We start from the raw sequence: 14958 nt of genomic DNA on the forward strand, positions 1-14958 counted from the left end.
TACAAAAGGCTTCATTAGCATTAATCATGAAAGGTCATATGGAAGAAATTATTATGATGAGAAGGAGTGAGTAGGGATGGAACTAACGGATTACTATTGCAAGAAGTGTGGCTTGGTAGTAAGACTGCCGGATAATCAACACGATAACCTTATCTGTGCTAAATGTTATAAGCATGTGATTACAACAAGGAAACCTGCTGGAAATGGAATACCTAAGACAATTCAATTGTATTTATTTTATTTACTTACGTCTCTTATCTTTCATTCGGTCATAAACTTTTTTTAGGTACCGAGTTTACTGTAACTCAGTATTAGGAGTTAGTCATTTGGAAAGTTTGGAACCTGAATAAGTTTCACTTGAAACAATTATGAGGAGGAAACAAATGAGTAAGATTATCGGTGCGGAAACAACCGAGAAAGTAGAAACCCAGCCCCGAGGAAAAATGATTGCTTATTGGTCAGTCACATTACTACTCGCAGCAGCTGTTATGTTAAGTGGTATAGGGCAACTTATGCAATATGGGGGAAACATCGAGTTAGTGACGAATCTTGGTTACCCATTATACGTCTTGACCATTCTCGGGATTTGGAAAGTGCTTGGAGCCATTGCTCTGGTTGTGCCAGGTGTTCCGCGGCTTAAAGAATGGGTTCACGCTGGTATCTTCTTTTTAATGACTGGTGCCGCTATATCTCATGCGTTTGCTAACGATTATGGTGATTACGGGTTTTCTATTATCCTACCGCTGTCATATGCTGCATTAAATATCGCCTCGTGGGCGCTACGTCCGAATAGCCGCAAACTTTAGGAAGTGGTGAAATTAACGGGAGTCCCTTCGTACCATCAATTTTCCCGTTTATCTGTAAGCTAGATGACAAGAAAGAAGTCGGAGATATAAGCAAGCGGGAAAAAGCAAACCCAATGTTTTGTGAGCCTAGAAGCGAATATGCGGAAGGGCTTTTATATATTGTTCATGAAGAATACGATTTTACCAACGATCCTTCTAACCGTGAAGAGTTCATGACCAAGCGGATGAATCTACCTGAAGTAGATTTAAATAGAGCTGTTGCTTCCTGGGAAGAAATACTTGAAACTCGGTGGAATATATAAATTGTTTAAGATAAATCCTAGTATTGAATAACCGTATCCAAGTGAGTGCTGGATTTTTAACCCATTAACCACATTGGGTGACCACCATAATATGAATGACCACAAATTTTCTATTCGGAAATGAAATGTCATGAATTCAAGGGATGGATAAATTCAAATAAATAAGTAAACGCAACTAATGTGAGATGTTACGAGGTTAAATGAAATCGACTTTTTTAACCGATCATGTAATTAAAAGCAATGGAGAACCCTTATGTAATGGGGTTCTCCATTGCTTTTTTCGATTCCGATTTATTAGACCTCATCCATGAAGGGGGTATAGGAATTGAATAGGGTTAATCAAGTTCCCGACACTTATCTTCAATAATAATAATACTGGGGATTAGGTTGGAATTGATAGTTGGGTGCAGGGGCAGGATACATCTGGTTATCATAGTGATTAATATATTGCGGATATTGCTGAATGTCTTCTTCGGGCGCTCGATGGCAGTTTGCTGGCGGACCGATGAATGTTGATGGTTGGACCGGTGCAATTGCTTTTTTCCATTGGTTTTCATCCATGCAATACGTATGTGCCATAATATTTGCAGGTGTCAATTTCAAGATATCCGAACCGAGGATCACCTCAGGTGTTGATGCGTTAAAAATGGCCAGCAGATGAGTGTTATCGGTATTAGCCACTTCATAATGCCACCAACCTTGTGGAACATTAGCTACTTGACCGGGTTTAATGGGGTAATTTTGTATTTGCTTAGTAAAAGGATTCAGTAATGAAACGGTTGCAGCTCCAGTAATGCAATACACTAGCTCTGCAGCATTTTGGTGATAATGCGGTTCTACGACATTGTTCTTACTAAGGTAAATATCTAATAGTGAAACATTTTCGAGTGTGTTCAATTGTTTGATACCTAATACATTTATATAGTTTTGATTGTCTTTTTTCATTAAATTGCTTTGATTAACATCGAAAAAATATTGTGTGGATGGTGAGGTATAGTCCATATAGGAGACCATGAATGTATCATTCCTTTTCTAATGAGTTCATTTTTCAGGATATGTTAGATTTCATTGTAATGTGCAAAAACCCAGGGTTATTTGCCTATGGTCCTAATGATCGTATATGATCCCTGTCTATCTTTTAGGAAAGGACACAGATTAAATTATTATATAATAGCCTGTTGAATTTAATGCAAATGAATCAAATTGACCATAAAACACAATTAGATGAAAAGGGTTTAGGAGTCCCTTGTGATCCCGTCATAGTATGAAAGAGATGCATTGATTTGGTGTAATATTAGATAAATATTATTTTTATATACTATAAAACCGAAACTACTAAACTGAATTTTTGATATAATCAAACTTTTAACAAGCAGTATTTTTCCATTGCGTGTCTTTAAATTACAGTGATATAATGTTCTCTGTGATTTTAAAGTTAAACATAGGAAGTGGCTAAAATTGTCGAACAATTCAAAAGAGAGTAAATTCGTTCCGTACGTCTCTGCATCTAAATCTCTACCAGAATTAACTGCAACTGCAATAATTTTAGGGATCATTCTTGCAATCGTATTTGGGGCGGCAAATGCATACTTAGGCTTACTTATTGGGTTGACTGTCTCTGCTTCGATACCCGCAGCGGTAATTTCAATGGCTATCTTAAGAGGGGTTTTTCGCAGGGATTCAATATTAGAAAACAATATTGTGCAAACGATGACCACGGCAGGTGAGGCTATTGGTGCCGGTGCTGTATTTACCATTCCAGCATTATTCATGTGGGACATGGACGTGAGTCAAGCATTCATCATTTTCGTTGTATTAACTGGGGGATTTTTAGGGGTCTTCATGATGGTTCCCCTTCGCCAGCTTTTGATTGTAAGGGAACATGAAACATTACCTTATCCTGAAGGTACGGCATGTGCCGAGGTCCTGAAGTCAGGAGAAAAGGGTGGTACAAGCGCGAAATTAATCGGAGCCGGTTTGGTTATCGGCGGTGTGGTTAAAGGGCTTGGTGATGGGTTCAAGCTCTTCAAGACAGAGGTTGAAACAGGAATCACGAATTTTAAAAATGCAGTGGTTGGTCTTGATGCCTTTCCTTCCCTTTTGGGTGTAGGTTATATTATTGGACCGCGTGTTGCAGGACAAATGCTAGGTGGGGGGTTATTAGCCTGGGTCGTTCTAATACCGGCCATCAGCTTTTTTGGCGGCAGCAATGGGACAGCCATTTTCCCTTCTGATGTACCGATCGGTGAATTGGATGCATGGGGAATTTGGGATAATTATATACGTTATATTGGTGCTGGTGCCGTTGCAACTGGCGGATTGATCACATTGATCAAAACATTACCTATACTTTTCAGTTCAGTTATTGATACTCTTAAAGGCGTAAAAGCCAATAAAGGGCAACTTAAATCAGGTTCAATCCGTACTGAAAAAGACATACCGGCTAAATATGTTTGGCTGGGAACGATCATTGTTATTTTAATCATTGCTTTCACACCAATAACTGATGTTGGTATCATTGGTGCGATTGCAATTGCGATTTTTGGATTTTTATTCGTGACGGTGGCTTCAAGGGTTGTTGGAATCGTCGGAAGTTCTTCTTCCCCGGTTTCTGGAATGACGATAGCCACACTATTGATTGTAGCAATTGTCTATAAAGCTACTGGTTTTACTGGTACGACAGGAATGGTAGCCGCTTTAACCGTTGCTGCGATTATTTGTACAGCACTTGCGGTTTCAGGTGATGTTTCTCAAGATTTAAAAACAGGATATATCGTGGGCGGTACACCATGGAAACAACAAGTTGCCATGATGATTGGTGTCGTTGCGTCTGCTTCTGTCATTGGTTTTATCCTGGTTCTAATGGATAACGCTTATACGATGGGATCTGCAGAACTACCTGCACCTAAAGCGGCACTAATGAAAATACTTGCTGAAGGTGTTCTTGGGGGAGATTTACCTTGGACCCTTATCTTTATCGGTGCGGCTATTGCCATAACATTAGAGTTTTTCGGTCTGAATTCACTTGTTGTTGCAGTCGGCATATACTTGCCGGTTCATACTAGTGCCCCAATCATGATCGGTGGATTTATCCGTTTCTTCGTTGAATTCTTCTCGAAAACAAAAGAAGCGCTTAAAGCACGTGTTGATAGAGGTGTATTATTTGCATCTGGTTTAATAGCAGGTGAATCATTGATTGGTGTACTTATTGCCATATTGATTGCAGCAGGTGTCCAAGTACCGGCTGCGGCTAAATTAGCCAGCAATTTGATACCTTTCTTACTATTCCTTGCTCTAGCTGGATTGCTTTGGTTCGTATCTAGCAAAGGGAAAAAAGAAGATGCTTCGTAAACGCCAATCAAAAAAGAGGAACCTGTTAACTATGGTTCCTCTTTTGGAAAGACGCGTCACTATGGAACAAGAATCCCCGGAAGCAACTTTTTTAGTCATTCAACGGACCAATTTCGTGGAACGAATTACGATTCGTTTCTTTAAACAACCATCAGTCCGGAAAATCAAGCTTGATAAGTTTGGCGCATTTGCCATTAAACAAATGGAGTTCCAAAGCAATGTCAATCAGATTTCTGAAGCGATGAGTGAACACTTTGGTGAGGAAGCGGAACCAGCCTTGCCGCGATTGATGAAATTTCTGGAAATCCTTGAGGTTCATGACTGGATCATATGGGATGAAGAAGAAAAATGAAAAAAAGCTGAAGCTCTTTTTGATGCTTCAGCTTTTTTTAGTTTAATGATTATGTAACTAAAGCAAAATCCAATTAATTGTCTGGACATTCATATAACAAAACTTTACCCTGGATAAGATCACCTTTAATGAAAAAACATGAAGCAGGTGCACATAACAATGGAAGACACGAATTATGATGAAATGCTGAACATCAAAACGGAAGGTGAACAAAAAAAATTCAATGATTCTTTGCATTATCACCGATACGAGCCTACGCCATATAACGCATTAGAACATTTATTCAAAAAATATCCACTGAAACGAAATGATCGCATTGTGGATTTTGGATGCGGTAAAGGACGGTTGAATTTTTTTATCCATCACTTATATCAATCATCTGTGGTTGGCGTGGAGATGAATGAAAATTTCTACAAAGAAGCGATCGAGAATCTGAATGGCTACATGAAAAAAAGGAAAAACAACTATGGCAATATAGAATTCCAATGTTGTTTGGCTGAAGAATATGATATTGATCCGAAGGACAATCGTTTTTATTTCTTTAATCCGTTCTCTGTACAGATTTTTATGAAAATCATCAATAACATATTGCTTTCCTTTGAAAAAGAACCGCGCCAAATCGAGCTGATTTTATTTTATCCTTCACAGGATTATATTTTTTTCCTCGAAAATCAAACCGCCTTCGAGATGAAAGACGAAGTGATGTTACCTGGCTTGACTGAATCTAATCCTTTTGAGAAATTCGTCATATACCAATTGTTAAATTGACTGGATTTTAGTTTCTTAATGATAAACAAGTAAATATAAAAAACACCCAAGCAATGTTTCATGGATGCTTGGGTGAAATGAGAAAAATCATAAGGGATGTTTAATGTACAGCATATTGTAAAATCTTTTGAGGCTGTGGCTCATATTGTTTTTCTATATAAATTTGATGCCAAATCATAAAGGTTAAAATGGTCCAGAGCTTCCGGCTGTTATCCGTTTTATTATTTACATGGTTTTCAAGTAATTTCATAATTTGCGGTTTGTTAAAAAGGTGGTCAGTTGGGCTCTCCTGGATTAATCTTACTGCCCAATCGTATAATTCATCCTTTAACCAATGGCGTATAGGAACTGGAAAGCCTAGCTTCTTTCTGCTCCATACATGTTCCGGCACTATCCCGCGGGCAGCTTTTCGGAGCATGTATTTGGTCGTTCCATTTCTTACCTTTTGATCCATGCTAAGTTTTGAAGCCGTATCGAAAACGCACTTATCCAAAAATGGAACTCTTACCTCTAAAGAATTCGCCATGGACATTTTATCTGCCTTCAATAAAATATCCCCTTTTAGCCAAGTTTGAATATCAATGTTTTGCATTTGGGTAATAGGATCATACTCTAAAGCACTTTGATAGATGGGATTTGTCACTTTTTCATTTTCTAATCCGTTGCGATAATTCACTAATAAAAGTTTTTTCTCTTTCTCGCCGAATATGTTTGCGTTTCCAATATATCGTTCGTCTAAAGGTGTAACTCCGCGCTCTATAAAACTCTTTCCTTTAACCCCTTCTGGCAAAACAGATGAAAGTGCCTTCAACATGCTGTTCAACTGAGCTGGTATATAGGAAAACATGCGCAGTGAATGAGGCTCCCGGTATATATTATATCCGCCGAATAACTCGTCTGCACCCTCCCCGGACAAGGCGACCTTGACATGCTTTTTAGCTTCCCGTGCCACAAAATATAGCGGAACGGCAGCTGGGTCAGCTAAAGGGTCATCCATATGCCAGATAATCTTTGGAAGTTCTGCCAAGAATTCTTCAGGACTTATGATATAACTTATATTTTCTACATTTAGAGCGGCTGCCGTTTCCTGTGCAACGTTTATTTCACTATATCCATCTCTTTCGAATCCTACAGAGAAAGTTTTGATCTTAGGGTTAATCTGTTTTGCGATGGAGCAGATAAATGATGAATCAATCCCTCCTGATAGAAAAGATCCAACCGGAACATCACTTCTCATATGTACGTTCACGGAGTCCATTAAAGTTTCTTGTATTTCTTTCATGACCTTTGAATCTTCTATATTGGAAGGGCGAAAAATAGGTTTCCAGAACTTTTTTATCTCCATTTTCTTTCCGGGCTCTTTTGTGAAATAATGTCCAGGAGATAACTTGTTAATGTTTTTTGAAAGGGTGGAAGGTTCGGGAACATATTGAAAACTGAGAAAATGCTGTAATGAATTCACGTCCAACTCTTCATTCATTGCTGTCAAGATACTCTTTTTTTCTGATGCGAAATATGTGACATCATCTTGTTCACAGTAGAAAAAAGGCTTGATTCCAAAATGGTCCCTTGCACCAAAAAGTTTTTGCTCGAGTTTATCCCAAATGATAAAAGCGAACATGCCGCGCAGTTTCTGGACGGTTTGCTCTTTTTGGCTACTATAGAGAGCCAATATTACCTCCGTATCAGAATCCGTAGTAAACTCATATCCTTCATCAGTGAGTTCTTTCCTTAGTTCAATATAATTATAGATTTCGCCATTAAAAATGATCCAATATCTTTCATTTTCATATGAAAGAGGTTGGTTACCATTATCTATATCGATTATGCTTAATCTCCTAAATCCAAAATTCACAAATTCATCAAAAAAATATCCTTCATCATCTGGGCCCCTATGGGTGATGATCGTGTTCATTTTCTTGATCGTGTCTTTCATATTTGAATTTATGGCTTTCGGATATTTTTGAATACATCCAACAAAACCGCACATAAAATCCACCTGCCTAATTATTTAATAGTAAGAGATTCCCCAGTAACTTTCATCAAGAAATATAGGTATAAAGTTTGGATGTCAATCTAAGTAGTAAAATATCTCTAGTCTACTAGGTTAGATTATAATGCTATATTTGTCAATTTTGCTCATTTGATGAATTAATTTGTAAGTCTGTTTTTATGTGGTCACAATGAATCCAAGCAAAAAAAGAGGCAATCGATATGATTGCCTCTAAACGCATATAAAAAAACACTTAACTTTAACTTGAGCATAAGGGACAATCCAACTGCAATAGATCGAAAATGCCGAAAAAAATGGGCTGCCTCACTGAAATAAGCATCTGACTCCTTGTATTTATTAATCAATAGTTCCGTTCGATGACAAAGTGTGCACGATCGCCTCTAAAGAGAGTTTTAGAGAATTCAATGACCGATCCATCATTCTCATATGTGTAAGTTTCTAATGAAAAACAAGGTGAACCGTTGGGTACATCCAATTTGTCAGAAATGGAATCGTCGGCTAGTGAAAACTCCAAGTGTTCGACCGTTTTTTTTACTTTTAAATTGAATTGTGTTTCAAGTACTTTAAAGAGTGAGTGTTCACAGGCTTCGATATTTAGCCCGGGAGTTTTATACCATGGGAGATAGGCAATTTCATATTGAAGGGGGACGTCGTTTACGTAACGTATCCGTTCCAGTTTGTTTACTGGGTCTCCAATATTTTGTTTAAAAAGCTTGGCAAGGGTAGCGTTTGCTTCAATCACCTTTAAGCTAATGACCTTTGTGGAAGGATTTTTTCCTTGCATCGTGACTTGCTCAGAGAACTTTTCAACCGTGCTTGAAAGGAATTGCTTCACTTTATTTTCCGAAACGAAAGTCCCTTTGCCTTGAACACGGTAGATATAGCCTTCGACGGTCAATTGCTGTAAGGCCGTGCGAACTGTTGTCCTGCTTACTCCGTATATTTTACAAAACTCAGCCTCAGTCGGTAATTTTGTATTAGTTTGATATTCGCCATTTTTTATGAGATCGATGATCGATTCCTTAACTATGGAATGCAATGCCGCTTCTTTATTCATGGTTTCCACAGATGATTCCTCCTATACTCATTCCAATATATACATATAGATTATCTCGGATAAGTTCAATAATCAACTTTAAATCACAAATTTGTAGTAACAAATTAAAAATTGTGTTGATATTTTTTTGATTTGTAACTACAATATATGTATGGAGGTAATAATACCCATATTATAAATGCCTTTCAAGGGAAGTGATAAAGCAAGGGAACATCGTTCATTATAAAATTACGGTTTAATTTTGCTTGAAAATACTGAATAATCAATCATTAAACAGGGGGGTACTTTCAATGAATATCTTATTATGTTGTTCGGCAGGGATGTCTACTAGTTTATTAGTTACCAAGATGGAGGAAAGCGCTAAAAAACAAGGAGTAGAGTGCAATATATGGGCTGTTGGTTCTACAGAAGTGAACAATGAAATGGATAAGGCTGATGTAATTTTATTAGGTCCGCAGGTTCGATATCTTCTTTCCAAATTACAGGAAGCGGGAAAAGAAAAGGGAATTCCGGTCGCAACCATCCATCCAATGTTCTATGGGCTATGTAATGGTGAAGAAGTACTTAAACAAGCCACTACTTTAATAAAAGGAGAATAAGGATATGATGACTTTTATTGATAAGTATATTATGCCCGGCGCTGTAAAAGTAGGAAATAACCGGCATCTGCTCGCGATTCGTGACGCATTGATTGGAATGATAGCGATTACAATGATCGGGTCATTCGCCGTCCTGTTCAATAATCTTGGGCAAGTCATCAAGCCTTACGGAAGAATGATGGAGGCCATTTTCGGTCCTGCATGGAATACGCTAGGCGGTGATATTTGGTTTGGAACTTTTGCATTCATGACGGTATTCGCTGTATTCGGCATTTCTTATAAACTAGCAAGGTCATACGGTGACGATGGTTTTGAAGCGATGCTGGTTTCCGCGGCCTGTTTCTTCCTATTATTGCCTCAAATCGGAAATGTCACTTTAACCATCGATGATAAGGATGTTACAGGAGGGGCATGGGGTTTCGTAAGCGTGAACTATTTTAATGCCACGGCTCTATTTACAGGAATAGTAGTAGCCTTAATAGCAACCGAAATATTTGTGAGACTTTCCCGAGTTAAATATTTAGTCATTAAATTGCCTGATGGAGTACCTCCAGCGGTAGCCCGTTCATTTGCAAAGTTAGTGCCGGGTATGGCAACGATCTTTGTCGCTGGTGTGTTCGGACTGCTATTCCGTAAAGCTACGGATGGTCAGGTACTGAATGACTGGCTTAGTAAAGTGATTGTATCCCCCTTACAAAGTGCTGTAGATTCATTGCCATTCGCTATTTTACTAGTCTTTCTTGTTCATTTATTATGGATGATCGGTTTGCACGGTCCAAATATCCTTGGAGGGATAACGACACCGCTTTTTGAAAGTTCGGGAGTGAAAAATATTGATTTATATGCACAAGGTGTCAAAGACATGGACCAATACGGAGTATTGGCAGGTTCTTTCCTGGATGCATTTGTTTATTTAGGCGGATCTGGTGCAACATTGGGCCTCATCATCGCAATGATCATTGCCGGTCGGAAACGTTATAAACAGATGATTGCACTCGGTGGGGCTCCAGGGGTGTTCCAGATTAATGAACCTATTTTATTCGGTTTGCCTATCGTGCTGAATCCAATGTGGTTCATCCCATTTGTTCTCGGTCCGGTAATTACCACGGTGATCTCTTATATAGCGGTAAGCAGCGGAATGGTTTTCCCGATCGTTGCTAAGATCCCATGGGTTACCCCACCGATTGTGGGTGGATTCCTGGCCACAGGCGGACATGTATCTGGAGCGGTCTTGGCTGCAATCAATCTAGTCATTTCAACAGCTATTTATTTACCATTCGTTTATGCTCAAGTGAAGATAGACACCAAAAATGAAACAAAGCTTACAAAAGATTCAGAAACGCTAAGCGTTTAAGAAAGTAGTGATGAAAAATGGAAAAAGAAGAATTATACCAACTATCCTTTCAATTGATTTTATATAGTGGGAATGCGAGAAGCTTTGCAATGGAAGCGTTGCAGGAAGCAAAGAAAAAGAATTTTGATTCTGCCCGTTTGAAAATCGCCGAGGCCGAAACGGAATTACTGCAGGCCCATAAATACCAAACTCAATTAATCCATGCCGAGGCGGGCGGGGACCATTTTGATCTTCCCATCATCCTAGTGCATGCACAGGATCATTTAATGACGGCGATGACAGTAAAGGATCTTGCAATGGAAATGATCGATCTACGCGAAGAATTCTTACATGCAAATGTTGTGAAGGAGAGGACTGCCGAATGAGCAAGGGGCTGAAGATTGTCACGATTGGCGGAGGATCGAGCTATACGCCAGAACTGATCGAAGGTTTCATTAAATATCATGAAGAACTTCCCGTGAGTGAAATTTGGCTCGTGGACATCGAAGCGGGGAAGGAAAAGCTTGAAATTGTCGGGGATTTGGCAAGAAGGATGATTGAAAAGGCCGGTGTGAATATTGATGTCCATCTCACTCTAGACAGAAAGAAAGCGCTTAAAGGGGCGGATTATGTAACAACCCAACTGCGGGTTGGTCAGCTCGCAGCAAGGGCTCTTGATGAAAAGATACCATTGAAACACGGAGTGATTGGACAGGAGACGAATGGACCAGGCGGGCTTTTCAAGGCTTTTAGAACGATTCCCGTCATTCTGGATATTGCTCGTGAAATGGAGGAGTTATGTCCGGATGCATGGCTGATTAATTTCACGAACCCTGCTGGAATGGTAACGGAAGCAGTTCTGCGTCACAGTAATATTTCCAAGATCATCGGCCTTTGCAATGTTCCGATTGGCATGGAACGAGGTGTTGCGGATTTGATGGATGTCGAGCCATCAAGAGTCCGGATCGACTTTGCTGGTTTGAACCATATGGTTTACGGCTTGGATGTATTCGTTGATGGGGAGAGTGTCAAAGATCAAATCATCAATCTGATTACAGATCCAGCTAAAGCGGTCACGATGAAGAATATCCATGCAATGGGCTGGGAGCCGGAATTCCTTAGAGCGTTGGACCTGTTTCCGTGTCCATACCACAACTACTATTATAAAACGGGTGATGTACTGGCCCAAGAATTGAAGGATGCTGAAAAAGGGGAAACACGTGCTGAGGTCGTTCAAAGACTTGAAGCAGGATTATTCGAGCTTTACAAAGACGAGGATCTGGCTATCAAGCCGCCGCAGCTTGAAGAGCGCGGAGGTGCGTACTACAGTGATGCGGCTGTACGGTTGATTTGCTCGATGCATACGGATAAGCGAGATATTCAAGCGGTAAATACCATCAACCATGGTGCGATTGAAGGCATCCCGTATGGATCGGCTATTGAAACCAGTTGCGTGATAACTAAGGATGGTCCCAAGCCAATCAATGTAGGAGAGCTTCCTGTCGCCGTTCGCGGATTAATTCAACAAATCAAGTCCTTTGAAAGGGTAGCCATCGAAGCTGCGGTATCAGGTGACTATGATACTGCATTGCTAGCCATGACGATTAATCCACTCGTTCCAAGTGATAGGGTAGCGAAACTTATCTTAGACGAAATGCTTGAGGCACATAAAGATTATCTGCCTCAGTTTTTTGAAAAAAAGGAGTTGCAGGATAATTTATCATGATTGAGGTCCTTGTAAATGCAGATGATTTCGGGTTAACTAAAGCGGTAAATTATGGGATTTTGGATAGCCACAAATATGGAATTGTCAATTCGGCAACGATCATGATGAATGCGAAAGCAACGGAGCATGCGATTGAAATCGCAAAGAAGACACCGTCGTTGAAAGTAGGTATACACTTAGTGCTGACATGGGGAAAACCTTTGTTGAGCGACGTGCCGAGCTTAGTTGACGAATCTGGTTTCTTTAAGAAGCAAGGTTTGGTATATGGTGACACTAACGGTATTTCCTTGAGCGAATTGGAGAGGGAGTGGTCAGCACAGATCGAAAGATTCTTGGAATTCGGTCTGTTACCGACTCATTTCGACAGTCATCATCATGTACACGGGATAACAGAGTTTCTGCCAGTTATTCAAAAGCTATCCGATAAATACGGATTGCCAGTGCGTAATGCCGGAAAGCACCTTGCTGGGATTCAAACCGTTACAGATGTATTCCTGGATGACTTTTATGGAGAAATGGCGGTTGAAGACTACTTTCAAAACCTGAAGGGAAGGGTAATGGATGGGGCAAGCGTAGAGATAATGACTCATCCTGCTTATATGGATGAAGAATTGATGAAAGTTTCCTCTTATAATGATAAACGCATAAAAGAACTCCGGATTTTGACAAATGCAAAATTACCAGAGGGATTTTTCCTTAGATTCAACATCAACCAAGTTAAGATTTGATTTTAAATTGTAGCCCTTTAATTACAAAGAGGACCATTCATCAAATGATGAATGGTCCTTTATAATTCATGATTGCTTTATCTAAAATTAATAAGCCAAACTGAATAGGGCTTTGATGTGTGATAGATAGCGAACATTACTTGCTTCTTTCATCAATGTAGCCGGCAGACCTTTAAGGGAAGTGTTATTGGCCCCAACGGTTGCCACCGCATCCTTACGGCCAAGGCTCGCAAGTGTACCTGAGTTTACAGGTGAAAATTCTTCAAGTTTCTTGCCTTCAAAGGCTGCATATAGGTTGTATCCAACAAGCTCACCCATTTGCCAAGCATTTTGTGCAGTAGGAGCGTATGGACGGCCGCCTTCTGGAGGGAATGCAACGGCATTGTCCCCGACGACGAAAACGTCATTATGGGATTTGGATTGCAAATACTCATTAACGGTTGCTTTGCCGCGATCCACTTCAAGGCCTGATTCGCCTACGATAGGAAGGGCTGCGACTCCGCCTGTCCAAACAAGCGTATTGGCAGTTATGGTTTGTCCATCTTTCAATTCGATTTGGTTTCCTTTAACACCCGTAACAGGCAGACCTGTCAAGAATTCAACGCCGCGTGCTTCCAAGCTTGTCATGGCACGTTCGATTAAGTGATCAGGCAGGACCGGAAGGATTTTTGGACCAGCTTCCACAAGCTTGATTTTCAAGTCCTTGAAGTCCACTCCGAACTTTTTGGCGATTTTAGGGAAATGATCCACGATTTCACCGATTAACTCGACGCCCGTCAAGCCGCCGCCGCCGATCACGATTGTTGCGTCGGCTTCATTATTCGTTTGTGCATATTCGCGGATGCGATCTTCGATATGTTTGTAAATCTTGTTTGCATCATTTACGGATTTCAAGACCATGCTGTTTTCCTCAAGACCCGGAATGCCGAAGAATCCTGTTTGGCTTCCCAAAGCAACAACCAGGGCATCATAAGATAAAGTGGAGCCATTGGAAAGCTTCACTTCTTTTTTATCGACTGAGAAAGACTCCACTTTGGAAATGGCAAGGTCGATATCTTTTCCTTTAAAAAGCTTTTCCAAAGGAATGGAAACAGCTTGTTCAGAAATGGATCCGCCTGCAAGACGGTGCAATTCGGTGATGATTTGGTGTGTTGGAAATTGATTCACCACTGTAACCTGCACTTCATCCTTTTTGTAATATTCACGTACGGATAAGGCAGATAGTAAACCAGCGTAACCTGCACCTAAGATGACGATTTGTTTTGACATAGTTAATCCCCCGTTCTTACTGAAAGTTTATCAAATTATTTTTGGTTTTTACGTTCTGAAGAGACTTCAAGAAAAGCTTGGGCGAAACGGAAAAGCTTTTGTGCTTGCGGATCTTTCATCATTCTTAACAGACCAAAAAGACCAATCACATCAGTATTCACTTCAGCACGATCCTTAGCTTCGATGGCATTAGCCGCAAGCCCTTTCACTGAACCGACTACAGGTCCTGCGATCTCCGAAATGGCGCTGACCGTATCATTTTTCAAAACATCATCAGTCGCTACTGATTGAGCGAAATCATAAGACTTTGTTAAAATATTCACTAACTCAGTCAGCTTTGGTAACTGCTCAACTAAAGTGTTCAAGGATTCCTGAACCTCAGGCTTTAAAAGCTGATCTAGGATATCCAATTGTTCTTGGTTTGCAGAAATATTAAATGTTTCATGTTCAGGTTTTGAGACTACATCTACCATATCTAATTCCCCTTTAAACTTAATTATTTTGTTTTATGTGTTTTCCGCCGATACTACTAATCATACGACTCTAATCCCTTAATTTCAAATATATTTTTTGTGATAGGAATATAATTTAATAGTTATAATTAATAGCTAGTAGGTGGATTTTGTGATTTATCTTAATATTCCAAAAAAATA

Annotated in this window: 14 protein-coding genes and 1 pseudogene; 10 read left to right on the plus strand and 5 right to left on the minus strand. The window is 39.8% G+C overall.

Translation table 11 applies throughout. From position 1 onward, the window contains the following. Window positions 1-383: 383 nt before the first annotated feature. Together QUF78_RS09475 and QUF78_RS09480 are read left to right on the plus strand one after the other, a co-directional pair. Complete coding sequence (locus QUF78_RS09475) at window positions 384-806, plus strand: DoxX family protein (protein ID WP_289324446.1); 423 nt, start codon at window positions 384-386, stop codon at window positions 804-806. A 29-nt stretch (window positions 807-835) separates the two neighbouring features. Beyond that, window positions 836-1093: pseudogene (locus tag QUF78_RS09480) on the plus strand (terminase large subunit); the annotation flags it as partial. Window positions 1094-1468: 375 nt separating this feature from the next. Here QUF78_RS09480 and QUF78_RS09485 read toward each other — a convergent pair. After that, window positions 1469-2122: a cupin domain-containing protein gene (locus QUF78_RS09485; RefSeq protein WP_289324447.1), complete on the minus strand. Its 654-nt coding sequence runs from the start codon at window positions 2120-2122 to the stop codon at window positions 1469-1471. A 444-nt stretch (window positions 2123-2566) separates the two neighbouring features. Here QUF78_RS09485 and QUF78_RS09490 point away from each other — a divergent pair, with 444 nt between their 5' ends. The 3 genes from QUF78_RS09490 (at window position 2567) to QUF78_RS09500 (ending at window position 5579) form a co-directional block, all read left to right on the plus strand. Continuing rightward, window positions 2567-4459 (plus strand): OPT family oligopeptide transporter, encoded by a 1893-nt coding sequence (locus QUF78_RS09490; RefSeq protein WP_289317084.1) that lies wholly within the window; start codon window positions 2567-2569, stop codon window positions 4457-4459. Next, a complete protein-coding gene (locus QUF78_RS09495; RefSeq protein ID WP_289317083.1) occupies window positions 4449-4811 on the plus strand; it encodes a PqqD family protein in 363 nt (120 codons plus the stop codon). Before QUF78_RS09490 ends, QUF78_RS09495 begins: the two co-directional genes overlap by 11 nt. A 159-nt stretch (window positions 4812-4970) precedes the next feature. Beyond that, window positions 4971-5579 carry a methyltransferase domain-containing protein gene (locus tag QUF78_RS09500; RefSeq protein WP_289324448.1) on the plus strand — a complete coding sequence of 203 codons (609 nt, stop codon included), beginning with the start codon at window positions 4971-4973 and terminating at the stop codon, window positions 5577-5579. Window positions 5580-5679: 100 nt separating this feature from the next. Here QUF78_RS09500 and asnB read toward each other — a convergent pair whose 3' ends face one another. Together asnB and QUF78_RS09510 are read right to left on the minus strand one after the other, a co-directional pair. Next, window positions 5680-7569 carry an asparagine synthase (glutamine-hydrolyzing) gene (gene asnB / locus QUF78_RS09505; RefSeq protein ID WP_289324449.1) on the minus strand — a complete coding sequence of 630 codons (1890 nt, stop codon included), beginning with the start codon at window positions 7567-7569 and terminating at the stop codon, window positions 5680-5682. Between the two features lie 364 nt (window positions 7570-7933). Continuing rightward, the gene (locus tag QUF78_RS09510) at window positions 7934-8650 is read right to left on the minus strand and encodes a GntR family transcriptional regulator (RefSeq protein WP_289318429.1); all 717 of its coding nucleotides are present in this window, start codon (window positions 8648-8650) and stop codon (window positions 7934-7936) included. Window positions 8651-8940: 290 nt separating this feature from the next. Between QUF78_RS09510 and QUF78_RS09515 the strand changes: the two genes are divergently transcribed. Genes QUF78_RS09515 through chbG form a run of 5 tightly spaced genes read left to right on the plus strand, consistent with a single transcriptional unit; the run spans window position 8941 to window position 13036 of the window. Continuing rightward, a complete protein-coding gene (locus QUF78_RS09515) occupies window positions 8941-9249 on the plus strand; it encodes a PTS sugar transporter subunit IIB (RefSeq protein ID WP_289317080.1) in 309 nt (102 codons plus the stop codon). A gap of 4 nt (window positions 9250-9253) precedes the next feature. Beyond that, a complete protein-coding gene (locus QUF78_RS09520; RefSeq protein ID WP_289317079.1) occupies window positions 9254-10603 on the plus strand; it encodes a PTS sugar transporter subunit IIC in 1350 nt (449 codons plus the stop codon). 17 nt (window positions 10604-10620) lie between these two features. Next, entirely contained in the window at window positions 10621-10968 is a 348-nt protein-coding gene (locus tag QUF78_RS09525; RefSeq protein WP_289317078.1) for a PTS sugar transporter subunit IIA, read from the plus strand. Further along, complete coding sequence (locus QUF78_RS09530) at window positions 10965-12308, plus strand: 6-phospho-beta-glucosidase (protein WP_289324450.1); 1344 nt, start codon at window positions 10965-10967, stop codon at window positions 12306-12308. Before QUF78_RS09525 ends, QUF78_RS09530 begins: the two co-directional genes overlap by 4 nt. Then, a complete protein-coding gene (gene chbG / locus QUF78_RS09535; RefSeq protein WP_289324451.1) occupies window positions 12305-13036 on the plus strand; it encodes a chitin disaccharide deacetylase in 732 nt (243 codons plus the stop codon). The genes QUF78_RS09530 and chbG overlap by 4 nt, the downstream gene beginning before the upstream one ends. A gap of 87 nt (window positions 13037-13123) precedes the next feature. Here the strand turns inward: chbG and QUF78_RS09540 are convergent, their stop codons facing one another. Continuing rightward, window positions 13124-14305, minus strand: a complete 1182-nt coding sequence (locus QUF78_RS09540; RefSeq protein WP_289324452.1) for an NAD(P)/FAD-dependent oxidoreductase — start codon at window positions 14303-14305, stop codon at window positions 13124-13126. A gap of 35 nt (window positions 14306-14340) precedes the next feature. Further along, window positions 14341-14778 (minus strand): helical membrane plugin domain-containing protein, encoded by a 438-nt coding sequence (locus tag QUF78_RS09545; protein ID WP_289324453.1) that lies wholly within the window; start codon window positions 14776-14778, stop codon window positions 14341-14343. Between the last annotated feature and the right edge of the window lie 180 nt (window positions 14779-14958).

Origin of the sequence: Peribacillus sp. ACCC06369, from assembly GCF_030348945.1 — a bacterium.
Taxonomy (GTDB): Bacteria; Bacillota; Bacilli; order Bacillales; family DSM-1321; genus Peribacillus.